General features: G+C 75.0%; 12 protein-coding genes and 1 pseudogene. 7 read left to right on the top strand and 6 right to left on the bottom strand.

The features are described from left to right. The first annotated feature begins 3 nt into the window (after positions 1-3). A pseudogene (locus tag L6E17_RS12940) lies at positions 4-1,391 on the top strand (cysteine desulfurase/sulfurtransferase TusA family protein). Positions 1,392-1,603: 212 nt separating this feature from the next. Here the strand turns inward: L6E17_RS12940 and L6E17_RS12935 are convergent. Continuing rightward, the gene (locus L6E17_RS12935) at positions 1,604-2,578 is read right to left on the bottom strand and encodes a carbohydrate kinase family protein (RefSeq protein WP_236240934.1); all 975 of its coding nucleotides are present in this window, start codon (positions 2,576-2,578) and stop codon (positions 1,604-1,606) included. A 180-nt stretch (positions 2,579-2,758) separates the two neighbouring features. Between L6E17_RS12935 and L6E17_RS12930 the strand changes: the two genes are divergently transcribed. Further along, positions 2,759-2,965 (top strand): hypothetical protein, encoded by a 207-nt coding sequence (locus L6E17_RS12930; RefSeq protein ID WP_236240933.1) that lies wholly within the window; start codon positions 2,759-2,761, stop codon positions 2,963-2,965. A gap of 435 nt (positions 2,966-3,400) precedes the next feature. Then, positions 3,401-4,597, top strand: a complete 1,197-nt coding sequence (locus tag L6E17_RS12925) for a hypothetical protein (RefSeq protein WP_236240932.1) — start codon at positions 3,401-3,403, stop codon at positions 4,595-4,597. A gap of 683 nt (positions 4,598-5,280) precedes the next feature. Here L6E17_RS12925 and L6E17_RS12920 read toward each other — a convergent pair. After that, positions 5,281-5,637, bottom strand: coding sequence for an iron-sulfur cluster assembly accessory protein (locus L6E17_RS12920; protein WP_236240931.1), 357 nt, complete (start codon positions 5,635-5,637; stop codon positions 5,281-5,283). 286 nt (positions 5,638-5,923) lie between these two features. Between L6E17_RS12920 and nadA the strand changes: the two genes are divergently transcribed. After that, positions 5,924-7,102, top strand: a complete 1,179-nt coding sequence (gene nadA, locus L6E17_RS12915; protein WP_236240930.1) for a quinolinate synthase NadA — start codon at positions 5,924-5,926, stop codon at positions 7,100-7,102. A gap of 464 nt (positions 7,103-7,566) precedes the next feature. On the opposite strand, the gene L6E17_RS12910 is transcribed toward nadA, so the two are convergent. The 4 genes from L6E17_RS12910 to L6E17_RS12895 all read right to left on the bottom strand — a co-directional run bounded on the left by L6E17_RS12910 (position 7,567) and on the right by L6E17_RS12895 (position 11,291). Beyond that, positions 7,567-8,307, bottom strand: a complete 741-nt coding sequence (locus tag L6E17_RS12910; RefSeq protein ID WP_236240929.1) for a response regulator transcription factor — start codon at positions 8,305-8,307, stop codon at positions 7,567-7,569. After that, positions 8,304-9,530 carry a sensor histidine kinase gene (locus tag L6E17_RS12905; RefSeq protein WP_236240928.1) on the bottom strand — a complete coding sequence of 409 codons (1,227 nt, stop codon included), beginning with the start codon at positions 9,528-9,530 and terminating at the stop codon, positions 8,304-8,306. The genes L6E17_RS12910 and L6E17_RS12905 overlap by 4 nt, the downstream gene beginning before the upstream one ends. Before the next feature lie 650 nt (positions 9,531-10,180). Then, a complete protein-coding gene (locus L6E17_RS12900) occupies positions 10,181-10,462 on the bottom strand; it encodes a hypothetical protein (RefSeq protein WP_236240927.1) in 282 nt (93 codons plus the stop codon). A gap of 28 nt (positions 10,463-10,490) precedes the next feature. Then, positions 10,491-11,291, bottom strand: coding sequence for a PspA/IM30 family protein (locus tag L6E17_RS12895; RefSeq protein WP_236240926.1), 801 nt, complete (start codon positions 11,289-11,291; stop codon positions 10,491-10,493). Between the two features lie 254 nt (positions 11,292-11,545). On the opposite strand from L6E17_RS12895, the gene L6E17_RS12890 reads away from it, so the two are divergent. The 3 genes from L6E17_RS12890 (at position 11,546) to L6E17_RS12880 (ending at position 14,167) form a co-directional block, all read left to right on the top strand. After that, complete coding sequence (locus L6E17_RS12890; RefSeq protein WP_236240925.1) at positions 11,546-12,142, top strand: DUF3043 domain-containing protein; 597 nt, start codon at positions 11,546-11,548, stop codon at positions 12,140-12,142. A gap of 41 nt (positions 12,143-12,183) precedes the next feature. After that, entirely contained in the window at positions 12,184-12,936 is a 753-nt protein-coding gene (locus L6E17_RS12885) for a bifunctional 2-polyprenyl-6-hydroxyphenol methylase/3-demethylubiquinol 3-O-methyltransferase UbiG (RefSeq protein ID WP_236240924.1), read from the top strand. Positions 12,937-13,072: 136 nt separating this feature from the next. After that, complete coding sequence (locus L6E17_RS12880; protein ID WP_236240923.1) at positions 13,073-14,167, top strand: S1C family serine protease; 1,095 nt, start codon at positions 13,073-13,075, stop codon at positions 14,165-14,167. The last annotated feature ends 16 nt before the right edge of the window (positions 14,168-14,183 follow it).

Here is a 14,183-nt window from a genome sequence, read left to right as displayed (position 1 = left end):
CACGTGGCCTACTTCGACGTTGCTTCCTCAGCCCCCCTGCACCCGGTCGCCCGGCAGGCCCTCCAGGCGTCCCTGGACGAGGGCTGGGCGGACCCGGCGCGGCTGTACCGGGAGGGCAGGCGCGCCCGGCTGCTGCTCGACGCGGCGCGGGAGGCCGCGGCGGAGGCGGTGGGGTGCCGCCCCGACGAGCTCACGTTCACCCCCTCGGGCACGCACGCGGTGCACACGGGCGTGTCGGGCGTGCTGGCCGGCCGGCGGCGGACGGGCGGCACCTGGTGCTGTCGGCGGTGGAGCACTCCTCCCTGCTGCACGCGGCTGCCGCCCATGAGGCGGGCGGGGGCGCGGTGACCGAGGTGCCGGTGGAGCGCACGGGCGCGGTGCTGCCCGCGTCGTACGCGTCGGCGCTGCGCGAGGAGACCGCCCTGGCGTGCCTCCAGTCGGCCAACCACGAGGTGGGCACGGTCCAGCCGGTGGCCGAGGTGGCCGAGGCCTGCCGGGCGGCGGGGGTGCCGCTGCTGGTGGACGCGGCGCAGTCGCTCGCATGGGGCCCGGTCGAGGCCGGTTGGTCCGTCCTGACCGGAAGTGCCCACAAATGGGGCGGTCCTGCGGGGGTGGGGCTGCTGGCGGTGCGCAAGGGGGTGCGGTTCGCCGCGCCCGGTCCGGCCGACGAACGGGAGTCGGGCCGCTCGCCCGGCTTCCCCAACCTGCCGGCGGTCGTGGCCGCCGCGGCGTCCCTGCGGGCGGTGCGGGCGGAGGCGGCGGCGGAGGCGGAGCGGCTGCGGGGGCTGGTGGACCGGATCCGGGCGCGGGTGCCCGAACTGGTGCCGGACGTGGAGGTGGTGGGCGACCCGCTGCGGCGCCTCCCCCACCTGGTCACCTTCTCCTGCCTGTACGTGGACGGCGAGGCGCTGCTGCACGGACTGGACCGGGCGGGCTTCTCGGTGTCCTCAGGCTCCTCCTGCACCAGCTCGACGCTGACCCCGAGCCATGTGCTGCGCGCCATGGGGGTGCTGTCGGAGGGCAACGTCCGGGTGTCGCTGCCCGCCGGCGTGGCGGAGGCGGAGGTGGAGCGCTTCCTCGACGTGCTGCCGGGTGTGGTCGCGGATGTGCGGGAGCAGTTGGGCGCCCCGGCGGCGGGCGCACCGGCCGGGGCGGCGCGGGAGGCCGGGGAGCTGGTGGTGGACGCGCTGGGGAAGCGCTGCCCGGTGCCGGTCATCGAGCTGGCGAAGGCGATCGGGGACGTGCCGGTGGGCGGCACGGTGCGCGTCGTCACCGATGACGAGGTGGCCGCGCTGGACATCCGCGCCTGGTGCTGGATGCGCGACCAGGAGTACGTCGGCGAGGAGCCCGCGGAGCGGGGCGCGGCCTACGTGGTGCGCCGCCGGACCTAGCTCCCTGCGCCGCGGCGCCCGGAGCCCGTCGGCCGGGTGCGCGGTGGCGGGGGTCCGCCGTTCGGCGGCCGTCGCGGCTCGCAGGTGATCGCGGTCAGGACCGCGGCTGCGGTGGCCGCGAAGCGCGGGGCGCGCAGCGGGTGGGGGTGCGGGCCTGCACCGCCCCGAGCCCTCCGCCAGGGCGGTGGGGTCCGGGGCGGGTGGCGCGGGCGTCAGGGGAGGTGGGCCTGCACCTCGGCCGCGGCCTCGTCGCCGTACGCCTTCGTGAAGCGCTCCATGAAGTGGGCGCGGCGCAGCGTGTACTCCTGGGTGCCGAGTGTCTCGATGACCAGCGTGGCCAGCATGCAGCCGACCTGCGCGGCGCGCTCCAGGCCGACGCCCCAGGACAGGCCGGACAGGAATCCGGCCCGGAAGGCGTCGCCGACGCCGGTCGGGTCGACCTTGGCGTCCTCTTCCGGGCAGCCGACCTCGACGGCCGGTTCGCCGACGCGCTCGATGCGGACACCGCGCGAGCCGAGGGTGGTGACGCGGTGGCCGACACGGCCGAGGATCTCCTCGTCGGTCCAGCCGGTCTTGGCCTCGATGAGCCCCTTCTCGTACTCGTTGGAGAAGAGGTACGTGGCGCCGTCGAGGAGGGTGCGGATCTCCTCGCCGTTCATCCGCGCGATCTGCTGGGAGAAGTCGGCGGCGAACGGGATGCCCCGGGTCCGGCACTCCTCGGTGTGGCGGAGCATCGCCTCGGGGTCGTCGGCGCCGATCAGGACGAGGTCGAGGCCGCCGACCCGGTCGGCGACGGCCTTGAGCTCGATGAGCCGGGCCTCGCTCATGGCGCCGGTGTAGAAGGAGCCGATCTGGTTGTGGTCGGCGTCCGTGGTGCAGACGAAGCGCGCGGTGTGCAGCACCTCGGAGATCCGTACGGAGGCGGTGTCGACACCGTGGCGGTCGAGCCAGGCGCGGTACTCGCCGAAGTCGAAGCCCGCCGCTCCGACCAGCACCGGCCGGGCGCCGAGCTGCCCCATGCCGAAGCAGATGTTGGCGCCGACCCCTCCCCTGCGGACGTCGAGGTTGTCGACCAGGAAGGACAGGGAGACCGTGTGCAGCTGATCGGCGACGAGCTGGTCGGCGAATCGGCCGGGGAAGGTCATGAGGTGGTCGGTGGCGATGGAGCCGGTGACTGCGATACGCACGGCGGGATGCTCCTGCGGGGAGGCGGCTGGACGGGACGCGCGAAGGGCGCTCGTACGGGATCGTCGAGTGGTCGACGGGCGGCAGTCCACGCTACCGGGTGCGGCCGGTGACGGAGAACAGCGGAAACTACCCGATAGTAGGTCTTTGTCGGTCCGGTCGGGCGTGCGTACCGTGCCCGTATGTCGAACACCAAGGCGCCGCGTGAGCGGCGTGAGCCCGAGTTGACGTTGGCCGAGCTGTGCGGGAACTCGGCACGGATGGCCCCGCACTGGGTGGTCCCCGCGGCGGACGCGCCCGGCCGTGTGCCGCCTTCGGCGATCCACGGCGTGGTGGTGCCCGCGGCGTCGGCGCGGATGATGGACGCCGCTTCGGAGTACGGCGGCTGAGCCGCACGGTCCCGTCCCCCGGGCCGCCCGGGGGACGGGGACGGGACCGTACCCCGGATGTACGGAACCGCTCGCCCGTCCGCTCCGTCCCAACGGTGTCTCCGGTCAAAAGGAGATACGACAGGGGAGAGACCGACGAAGGAGCGTTGCGGTGAGCGAGACCGAACCCACAGGCGTCAGCCAGGTCGACGCCGCCCCCGGTCGGCGGCGTTCGCCGCTCGCCGTCTCCGTGGTGGCGGCGGCCGTGCTGCTCGCGGGCGGGGGCACGTATCTGGCCGTGGCCGCGGCGGGCGGCGAGCGGGGCGGCGCGGCAGGGGCCGAGCAGGCGGGCATCGCGGACAACCGGGGGCGCCGCCTCCGGCCGCGGGTGACGGCGGCGCCACGGCCCCGGGGATCGCCCCCGGCGAGCCGGACCCGGGCGGTGCCACCTACCGCGTGGAGGGCACGCTGCCGGACGGCCCCGACAAGGCGTACACGTACCGCCCGAAGGGGTCGGTGGACGCGGACGACGTGGCGCGCCTCGCGGACCTGCTCGGGGTCGCGGGCACTCCGGTCGAGGAGCACGGCGGCTGGCACGTCGGGCCGCAGAAGGACGGGTCGGGCGCGGTGCTGCGGGTGGACGCGCAGGCGCCGGCGACCTGGACGTACCACGTCGGCGGGCCGGTGACGGACAACTGCCCGAAGGGGAAGAAGGCGTGCCCGCCGGACGGGGGCAGGCCCGGGAAGCCGGTGGGCGAGGACGCGGCGAAGCGGGCGGCGGCCCCGGTGCTGGAGGGCCTGGGCCTGGACGACGCCCGGCTGGACGCCTCGCAGGTCATGGACGGCGTCCGGGTGGTGAACGCCGACCCGGTGGTGGCCGGGCTGCCCACGTACGACTGGTCGACCGGGATCAGGGTGGGAGCGGCGGGCGCGGTCGTCGGCGGCAGCGGGCGGCTGCTGGAGCCGGTGCGGGCATCGGAGTACCCGGTGATGACCGCGCAGGAGGCGGTGCGGGAGCTGAACGAGGCCGTCGGCCACCGCGACGGCCGGATCGGCGGCTGCGCGACGCCGGTGCCGAACGGCGGGCCGCAGGCCCCGGACGTGATGGGCGGAGCCGCGGAGCCGGCCGGCGCGGAGCCGGGCGCCACGAACCCGGGCGGCACGGACCCGGCCGCGCCGTGCGAGCCGGGCGGCACACCGCTGCCGCCGAAGGAGCGGGTGACCATCCGCGGTGCGGCCTTCGGTCTCGCCGGCCAGCTGGAGAAGGGCGCTCCGGCGCTGGTCCCGGCGTGGCTGTTCGACGCCGAGCGGGAGAACGGGGAGCGCTACCGGTTCGCCTACCCGGCGGTGCCGGTGGAGCGGCTGGCCCCGGAGCCCGGCGAAGCGGGCGGGCACCTGCGGGTCGACCGGTACGAAGCGCGGGACCGCACGCTGACGGTGTGGTTCACCGGCGGGGTGTGCAGCCGGTACACGGTGCGGGCCGAGGAGACGGCCACCCAGGTGAAGGTGCGGCTGTACGAGACGCCGGTCGAGCTGGACCGGGCGTGCATCGCGCTCGGCGTGGACCTGAGCGACACGGTGACGCTGCGGGCCCCGCTGGGCGACCGCCAGGTCGTCGACGCGGTGACCGGCGAGCCGGTGCCCCGGAAGTAGCCCGGCGGCTTCGGCGGAAGACCGGCGGGGCGGCGCCCCTGTGCGGCCCTGCGACCGGCTCTTCGCAGCGGGCCGGCGGGGGCGGCGCCCCGCGCTCCCGCCGGTGAACGGGCGGGCGCCGTCCGGCCTTCCCACTGCGGACCGGCGGGGAGGGACCGGCTGTTTCCGCGGCGGACTGGCGGGAGGGGCCCGATGTCTGCGGGTCGGGCCGGTGGAAGGGCGCCCCAGCGGTTCCGCCCTGGACCGGCGGGGCGGCACCACCGCAGCCCCGCGGGCAGGGCGTCGGCGGCAGCGCCCGGGTGGGCCGGTGGGGAGGGGCCGGGCGTTTCCGCGGTGAGTCGGCGGAGGGGCGCTCCAGCGGTTCCGCCCTGGACCGGCGGGGCGGCCGCTCGGGCGTTTCCCCGGTGGGCCGGTGGTGCGGTGCGCCGTCTGTCCGCAGGAGGCGCCAGAGGGCGGCAGCGCAGGCGCGGACCGCGCCGGAACGCGAGCGGCGTGCGCCGACTCGGGCGCGGACGGCGCCGGGCAGCGAGCGGCGGGCGCGGAGGGCATCAGACGCAGCAGCAGCCCGCGGAGGGCATCAGACGGCAGCGGCAGCCGCAGCGCGGCCGACAGCGCCGGGGCGCGAACGGCGGCGGCCCCGGACCGTGGTGGTCCGGGGCCGCCGCCGTCACTCCCTGCGGGCGTCAGCTGAAGGAGTCGCCGCAGGCGCAGGAACCCGTGGCGTTCGGGTTGTCGATGGTGAAGCCCTGCTTCTCGATCGTGTCCACGAAGTCGATGGTGGCGCCACCGAGGTACGGAGCGCTCATGCGGTCGGTGACGACCTTCACGCCGCCGAAGTCCTTCTCCACGTCGCCGTCGAGGGAGCGCTCGTCGAAGAAGAGCTGGTAGCGCAGGCCGGAGCAGCCACCGGGCTGGACGGCCACCCGCAGGGCGAGGTCGTCGCGGCCTTCCTGGTCGAGCAGGGCCTTGACCTTCGCCGCGGCGGCGTCCGTCAGGAGGATGCCGTCACTGACAGTGGTCTTCTCGTCCGATACGGACATCTGCTTCTCTCCCGGGTTGTACGAAGACTGCTTGCCGACGGTCAGGTCAACCGGCGGGGCCGCGGATTCATTCCGGGCCGAGCGCTCGTCTTTCTCGTCTGCCTCTTGTCCCTCCTCATGCTCGCACACCGGCCGTCGGGCAAGCACCGCCACGGGGAAGGCGAATGTGTCACATCGACACTATGGACATCGTCAAAGTGACGTGAACCGGATATGATAGATAGCGTCATTTAGACGAGAAGGCGCAGTGCCTGCCACGTGAAGCTCAGTAGAAAGGGTGCGTGACGTGACCACCGCCCAGCCCCTGGACGTCCAGCCGACCCCGCTCGCGCTGCTTCTCCTCGGCCGCGAGGCCGACCCGAAGAGCGAGCGCGGCGTGGAGTGCCCGGGCGACCTGCCCGCGCCGTCCGACCCGGACCTGGTGGAGCGCGCCCGCGCGGCCAAGGAGCGGCTCGGAGACAAGGTCTTCGTGCTCGGCCACCACTACCAGCGCGACGAGGTCATCCAGTTCGCGGACGTCACGGGTGACTCGTTCAAGCTCGCCCGCGACGCGGCGGCGCGGCCGGAGGCCGAGTACATCGTCTTCTGCGGCGTGCACTTCATGGCCGAGTCCGCGGACATCCTGACCGGCGACGACCAGAAGGTCGTGCTGCCCGACCTGGCCGCGGGCTGCTCGATGGCCGACATGGCCACGGCCGAGCAGGTCGCGGAGTGCTGGGACGTGCTGACCGAGGCGGGCGTCGCGGACGTGACCGTGCCCGTCTCGTACATGAACTCCTCCGCCGACATCAAGGCCTTCACCGGTAGGCACGGCGGCACGATCTGCACCTCCTCGAACGCCGAGCGCGCCCTGGACTGGGCCTTCGAGCAGGGCGAGAAGGTCCTCTTCCTGCCGGACCAGCACCTCGGCCGGAACACCGCGGTCCGCGACATGGGCATGTCCCTGGACGACTGCGTCGTCTACAACCCGCACAAGCCGAACGGCGGCCTCACGCCGGAGCAGCTGCGCGCCGCGAAGATGATCCTGTGGCGCGGCCACTGCTCGGTGCACGGCCGCTTCTCGCTGGACTCGGTCAACGAGGTCCGCGAACGCATCCCCGGCGTGAACGTGCTGGTCCACCCCGAGTGCCGGCACGAGGTCGTCGCGGCCGCCGACTACGTGGGCTCGACCGAGTACATCATCAAGACGCTGGAGGCCGCCCCGGCGGGCTCCAAGTGGGCGATCGGCACGGAGCTGAACCTGGTCCGGCGCCTGGCGAATCGTTTCGCCGACGAGGGCAAGGAGATCTCGTTCCTCGACCGGACGGTCTGCTTCTGCTCGACGATGAACCGCATCGACCTGCCGCACCTGGTGTGGGCGCTGGAGTCGCTGGCGGACGGCAAGCTGGTCAACCGGATCCAGGTGGACCGGGAGACCGAGGAGTACGCGAAGCTGGCGCTGGAGCGGATGCTGGCGCTGCCGTAAGGACCACGGCGCCGCGGTGGCGGCCGCCGCCGTACGCCTACGAGGGGCGTCTCGGCGTACACCGGTCGGTGTACGCCCAGGCGCCCTCCGTCGTCACCCGGCGGGCCGCGGCCCGCCGGGCGGCCGGGCGGCCGGGCGGCCGGAGCTGTCCGCCCCTGACCCGCCGGAGCCTGGGGCGGTCCCCGGGCCCGGCGGGAAGCCGACCCCGCTCCACGCACGGCCCGGTGGGGAACCGGGCGGCAAGTCCGCCCACGGCCCGGCGGGCAGCCGGGCGGCAGCCCTCCCATGACCCTGCGGGCAGCCGGGCGGCAGTCCGATCCGCCGCGTCGAGTTACGCGAGCGGACCGCCGCCGGATCGTGCGCCTCTCATGACCCTGCGGGCAGCCGGCGGGCGGCGAGTCCGTCCACAGCCCGGCAGGCAGCCGGCCGGCAATCCGCCCGCGGCCCGGCGGGCAGCCGGTGGGTCAGTCCGCGCCGGGCGTGACGAGGCCGGTCTCGTAGGCGGCGACGACCAGTTGGGCGCGGTCCCGGGCGCGGAGCTTGGCCATGGTGCGGTTGACGTGTGTCTTCACGGTGAGCGGGCTGACCGTCAGCCGCTCGGCGATCTCGTCGTTGGACAGGCCGCCGCCGACGAGGGCGAGGACCTCGCGTTCGCGGCCGGTGAGCGGGGCGAGGCGCTCCGTCCCCCGGGTCGCCGCGGCCCCGGCGCCGCCGGGGCCGTCCCCCGGGCCACCGCCGCCCTGGGCGAGGAAGCGGGTGATGAGCCCCTTGGTCGCGGCGGGCGACAGCAGGGCGTCTCCCGCGGCGGCGACCCGGATGGCGCCCAGCAGCTCGTCCGGTTCCGCGCCCTTGCCGAGGAACCCGCAGGCGCCGGCGCGCAGCGACTGCACCACGTAGTCGTCGACCTCGAAGGTGGTCAGCATGACGACGTGCACCCGGTCCAGGGCCGGGTCGGCGGTGATGGCGCGCGTGGCGGCGAGTCCGTCGGTGCCGGGCATGCGGATGTCCATCAGCACCACGTCCGGTGCGGTGGCCCGGGCCAGGGCGAGGGCCTCGGCGCCGTCGGCGGCCTCTCCGACGACCTCCATGTCCGGTTCGGAGTCCACCAGCACCCGGAACGCGCTGCGCAGCAGGGCCTGGTCGTCGGCGAGCAGGACGCGGATGGGCCCCGTGGGCTCCGGCTCCCCGGCGGCGTCGATGGTCATGCGGGCCCGTCCTCCCCTGTGCGTGCGCTGAGCGGAAGTATCGCCCGCACCCGGAAGCCGCCTCCGTAGCGGGGTCCGGTGGTGAGGGCGCCGCCGAGGGCGGTGGCGCGCTCCCGCATGCCGAGCAGGCCGTGGCCGCCCGACGCGGCGGGCCCGGGCGCCGCGGCGGCGGAGCTGCCGCTGTCGAGCACGGTGACCTCGATGGTGCGGCCCACCGGCACCACGCTGACCTCGGCGGTGGCGTCCGGGCCCGCGTGCTTCCGGACGTTCGTCAGGGACTCCTGGATGATCCGGTACGCGGCGAGGTCGACGGCCGCGGACAGCTGTACGCCCTGGTCGGTGCGGGCGAGGGACACGGGGAGCCCGGCCCGGCGGAAGGAGTCCAGCAGGTCGTCGAGCCGGGCCAGGCCGGGGGCGGGCTCCGTGGGGGCCTCCGGGTCGCCGGACTGGCGCAGCAGTCCGACGGTGGCGCGCAGTTCGTCCAGCGCGGAGCGGCTTGCCTCCCTGACGTGGGCCAGGGCCTCCTTCGCCTGGTCGGGCCGCTTGTCCATGACGTGGGCGGCGACGCCGGCCTGCACGTTGACGAGGGCGATGTGGTGGGCGACGACGTCGTGCAGGTCGCGGGCGATGCGCAGGCGCTCCTCGGCGACGCGGCGGCGGGCCTCCTCCTCGCGGGTGCGTTCGGCGCGCTCGGCCCGTTCGCGGATCGCGTCGACGAAGGCGCGGCGGCTGCGGACGGCGTCGCCCGCCGCCGCCGCCATGCCGGTCCAGGCGAAGACGCCCAGGTTCTGCTGGGAGTACCAGGGGGCGGAGCCGCAGCACATGGCGGCACCGGTCAGCACGGTCATCGTCGCCAGGCCGACCCGCCAGGTGGTGGGGCGGTCGGTGCGGGAGGCGACGGTGTAGAGGGCGACGACGGCGCTCATCGCGACGGGCGCGGCGGGGTCGCCCGACGCGAACTCGGCGACGGTGACGGCGCTGGTGACGGCGAGGACGGCGAGGGGCGCGCGGCGCCGCGGGACGAGCGCGGCGGCGCCCAGCACCATGAGGAGGACGCTTCCGGGTCCGGGGGCGCGGGTGCCGAAGGTGGGACCGGTGCGGCTGCCGTGCGGGTCCGCGAAGGAGCCGAGGACCATCGCGAGGAGCACGGCGACGGCGAGGGCGGCGTCGGCGGCCAGGGGGTGGGCGCGCAGCCAGGCGCGGGCACGGACGGGAAACCTCACACCCGCGAGCGTAAGCGCCCGCGGCCCCGGCCTCCCCGGTGGTGGCGCGCCGCACACGGCGGGAGGAGCGGCACCGGGCACCCGCCGACCGCGTGAGGAAGGCGCGCGGCGGATGCGCGGGAGGCCGCGGCCGCGAGGCGCCCGTGTCGGGCGGGCGGGTGCGTGTGTGCGGGGCCGCCCGGCAGCCGCCCCTGCGCACGGCCGCGGACGGGCCTTCGTCGGGAGGGGTGCCGGGTGCGCACCGGACCGTGACGCAGGCGCCGCCCCTGTACCGCGCGGGAGCAGGTGGGCGCCGCCGCCATGGGCGCGGGAGCAGGCGGGCGCCGCCATGGGCGCGGGAGCAGGCGGGGCGCCGCGGCCTCCGGGTGGCGCGGCGGCCAGGTGGCGCGGCGGCCGGGCGGTACGGCGGCCGGGCGGTGGAGCCGCAGCCTCCGTACGGCGCGGGTGCGGCCGACCGTACGTGTCAGGCCGTGTGCCGCCGGCACGGCGCTCTGCGGCCGACCGTACTCGTCAGGCCGTGCGCCGCCGGCACGGCGCGCGGCCGCTGGTGGCCGTGGCGCCGTCGGCGGGGTGGCGCCTGACGGGGCCCGCCGGGCCCCGCCGGGCGACCGCCCCGGCACCGCGTCGCGGCGGTCCGGGGCGGGGCCGGGTCAGGCCGGGGGGATGAGGCCGGTGTCGGAGAGGAGGGACTTGACCTCGTCCAGCGTGGCGTCCGGGGAGGGGAGGATCAGCTCCGACGGCTCCAGGGAGTCGTCGGGCAGCGGTTCGCCCAGCTCGCGGATCCGGTCGAGCAGCGCGTGCAGCGTGTGCCGGAAGCCGGGGCCGTCGCCGTTCTCCAGTTCGGCGAGCAGCTCGTCGTCGAGCGTGTTCAGTTCGGCGAAGTGGCTGTCCGCCAGCTTCACCTGGCCCTCCCCCATGATCCGTACGATCATGACGCGCCGCCCTTCGGTCAGCTCGCGGTCAGCTCTTGTCGAACCTCGGGCGGGACTCCTGCGGGGACTGCTGCTGCCCCTGCTGGGTGCCGTTGCCGCCCTCGATGGCCTGCTGCGGGCTCGTGCCTCCCGCCAGCTCGGCCTTCATACGCTGGATCTCCAGCTCCACGTCGGAGCCGCCGGACAGCCGGTCCAGCTCGGCCTGGATGTCGTCGCGGGCGAGGCCGGACTGGTCGTCCAGGGCGCCGGACGCCAGCAGCTCGTCGATCGCCCCCGCGCGGGCCTGGAGCTGAGCGGTGCGGTCCTCGGCGCGCTGGATGGCGACGCCGACGTCGCTCATCTCCTCCGAGATCCCGGAGAAGGACTCGGCGATGCGGGTCTGCGCCTGCGCCGCCGTGTACGTGGCCTTGATCGTCTCCTTCTTCGTGCGGAAGGCGTCCACCTTCGCCTGGAGCCGCTGCGCCGCCAGCGTCAGCTTCTCCTCCTCGCCCTGGAGCGTCTGGTGCTGTGTCTCCAGGTCGGTGACCTGCTGCTGCAGCGCCGACCGCCGGGTCAGCGCCTCCCGGGCCAGGTCCTCCCGGCCGAGCGCCAGCGCCTTGCGGCCCTGGTCCTCCAGCTTGGCGGACTGGCTCTGCAGCTGGTTCAGCTGGAGCTCCAGGCGCTTGCGGGAGGTCGCCACGTCGGCGACGCCGCGCCGCACCTTCTGGAGCAGCTCCAGCTGCTTCTGGTACGAGTAGTCGAGGGTCTCGCGCGGGTCCTCGGCCCGGTCCAGGGCCTTGTTCGCCTTCGCGCGGAAGATCATCCCCATACGCTTCATCACACCGCTCATGGGCTTCGCGCGCCCCCTTCTGACCGAGTCTGCTGCAGCTCTCCGACAGAACCCACAGTACGGGCCCTGCTTCCATTACCGCACTGTTCGAGCCCCGATGTGCTCCTCCCCAAGGACGACTGCGGGCGGCCCGCCTCCGGCTCAGGGAGTAGAGGGGAGCTCAGGGGGCCTTCCCCACCGGGGACGCGGGCCGTTGCCGGATCGTTCCCCACCGGAGTGGGGTCCACACCCGGCACCCCGTACCCTTGGGCTTTGTGTTCCGTAGCCGTTCGAAGGATGAGAAGGCCGCCGCCGACCAGGCGGGCATGGACCTCTCCAAGCAGCCCCGTGACCCGCAGGCCCCCAAGGGCCGGCCCACTCCCAAGCGGAGTGAGGCCCAGTCCCAGCGCCGCCGCGCGGTCAGCCCGCCCCTCGACCGCAAGGAGGCCATGCGCCGCCAGCGGGAGGCGCGCCGCGCCGACATGACCCGCCAGCGCGAGGCGCTGGCCGGCGGCGACGAGCGCTACCTGCCGCCCCGGGACAAGGGGCCGGTCCGCCGGTTCGTACGGGACTTCGTCGACTCCCGGTTCTTCATCGCCGAGCTGTTCCTGCCGCTCGCCGTGGTGATCCTCGTCCTGTCGGTGATCCGCGTCGGGCAGATGCAGACCATCGCCACCCTGCTGTGGCTGGGTGTCATCGTGATGATCGTCGTGGACTCCATCGGCTTGGTGGTCCGCCTGAAGAAGCAGCTGAACGAGCGCTTCCCGAACGAGCCGAAGCGCGGCGCGGTGGCGTACGGACTGATGCGCACGCTCCAGCTCCGCCGCCTGCGGCTGCCGAAGCCGCAGGTCAAACGGGGAGAGCGACCCTGAGCACCGAGTCCGCCGGGTTTCTGGGGGCGCCGGCCGACTGGATGGACGGACTCGGAGGACTGCGCAACACGGTCCGTCAGGAGCTGGTGGCCCGCCAGCTCGACGAGCAGATAGCGGCCCGCTACCCCGTGGGGCAGCGGCTGCGGATACTCGACGTCGGCATGGGGCAGGGCACGCAGGCCCTGCGGCTGGCGCGCGCCGGGCACACCGTGACCGGCATGGAGTCCGACCCGGAGATGCTGAAGGCGGCCCGGGAGTCGCTGGTCTCGGAGCCCGCCGGGATCCGGGAGCGGGTGCGCTTCATCGAGGGCGACGGCCGGGACACGGGCGTGCACTTCCTGCCCGGCAGCTTCGACGTCGTGCTGTGCCACGGCGTGCTCATGTACGTGGACGAACCGGACGCGATGCTGGCCGGTCTCGCCCGCATGCTGGCCCCTGGGGGCCTGCTGTCCCTGGTCGTACGGAACGCGGACGCCCTGGCGATGCGGCCGGGGCTGGCCGGGGACTGGTCGGGTGCCCTCTCCGCGTTCGAGTCGGAGCAGTACACGGGCCGGCTGGGGAAGCCCGTGCGGGCGGACCGGCTGGCCACGCTGACGGCCACGCTCGCGGGCATCGCCGCGCCGCTCCAGGCGTGGTACGGGGTGCGGCTCTTCACTGACAACGTTCCCCCGGAGCAGGGTCTGCCCCCCGCGGAGGAACTGGAGCGGCTGCTGGCGGCCGAGGACCGGGCGGGGCGTACGGAGCCGTACCGCCGGTTGGCGTCGCTGCTGCACCTGTGCGGCGTGCGCGGCTGACCGCTTCCGCCCGCGCCGGGGACCGACCCCGGCGCGGGCGCCGCCGCGGTGCGGCAGCGGCCGGGCACCGGGTGCGCGCCCCTGAACGGGTGCGTTCCGGAGGCCGGGGCGCGGCCTCCGTGGGGATACTCCCGTCATGGACGCCCTCCCCCACCGCCCGCCGACGCCGTGGTGGTCAGGTCCGTGTGCCGCGGTCGTGGCCGCTCTGCTGGCCGGCTGCTCGGCCGTGCCGGCCCCCGTGCCCGCCGGGCCGGGCGCACAGGCGCGGGCCACCAGCACGCAGGCCGCGGCGCCGCGGCGGCAGGCGGACGACCTGCAGAACGACTACCAGACCGTGATCGAGAACGTCCTGCCGTCGGTGGTGACCATCGAGGCGGGGCAGAGCCTCGGCTCCGGCATCGTCTACGACGGTGAGGGCCACATCGTGACGAACGCCCACGTCGTCGGGGACGCGGAGACGTTCCGGGTCACCGTCGCCACCCGGGAGCAGCCGCTGACGGCGAAGCTGGTGTCCAGCTACCCCGAGCAGGACCTGGCCGTCATCAAGCTGGAGCGCGCCCTGCCGGAGGGCGTGCGGCCGGCCCGCTTCGGGAACTCCTCGGAGGTGGAGGTCGGCCAGATCGTCCTGGCCATGGGCTCGCCCCTCGGCCTGTCCGGCAGCGTCACGCAGGGCATCGTGTCCGCCATCGGACGCACCGTCAGCGCGGACGGCTCCGACGGCGGCACGGGCGCCACGATCGGCAACATGGTGCAGACGTCCGCGCCCATCAACCCGGGCAACAGCGGGGGCGCGCTGGTCAACCTGGACAGCGAGGTCATCGGCATCCCCACCCTGGCGGCGGCCGACCCCGAGCTGGGCGCCGGCATGGCGTCCGGGATCGGCTTCGCCATCCCCGTGTCGATGGTGCAGACGGTGGCCGGCCAGATCGTGAAGTACGGCGAGGTCCGCGAGTCCGGGCGGGCCGCGCTCGGCATCTCGGGCCGCACGGTCCTCGACGACGCCTACCAGCCCGCCGGGGTGGCGGTGGAACGGGTCCTGGAGGACGGGGCCGCCGCGGCGGCGGGCCTCAGGGCCGGGGACATCGTCACGCGCCTCGGCGACGACGACATCACCACGATCACCTCGCTGCTGGAAGCGCTCGCCTCCCGCAAGCCCGGCGACGAGGTGACGGTCCGGTACCTGCGGGAGGGCAAAGCGCGGTCGGCGACGGTGACGCTGGGCGAGATGTGACGCCGCCGCGGCCCCG

Origin of the sequence: Streptomyces sp. CC228A, assembly GCF_021390935.1 — a bacterium.
Lineage (GTDB): Bacteria > Actinomycetota > Actinomycetes > Streptomycetales > Streptomycetaceae > Streptomyces.
The sequence above is the reverse complement of the archived record's forward strand: the minus strand, read 5'-3'. Positions and strand labels throughout refer to the sequence as shown.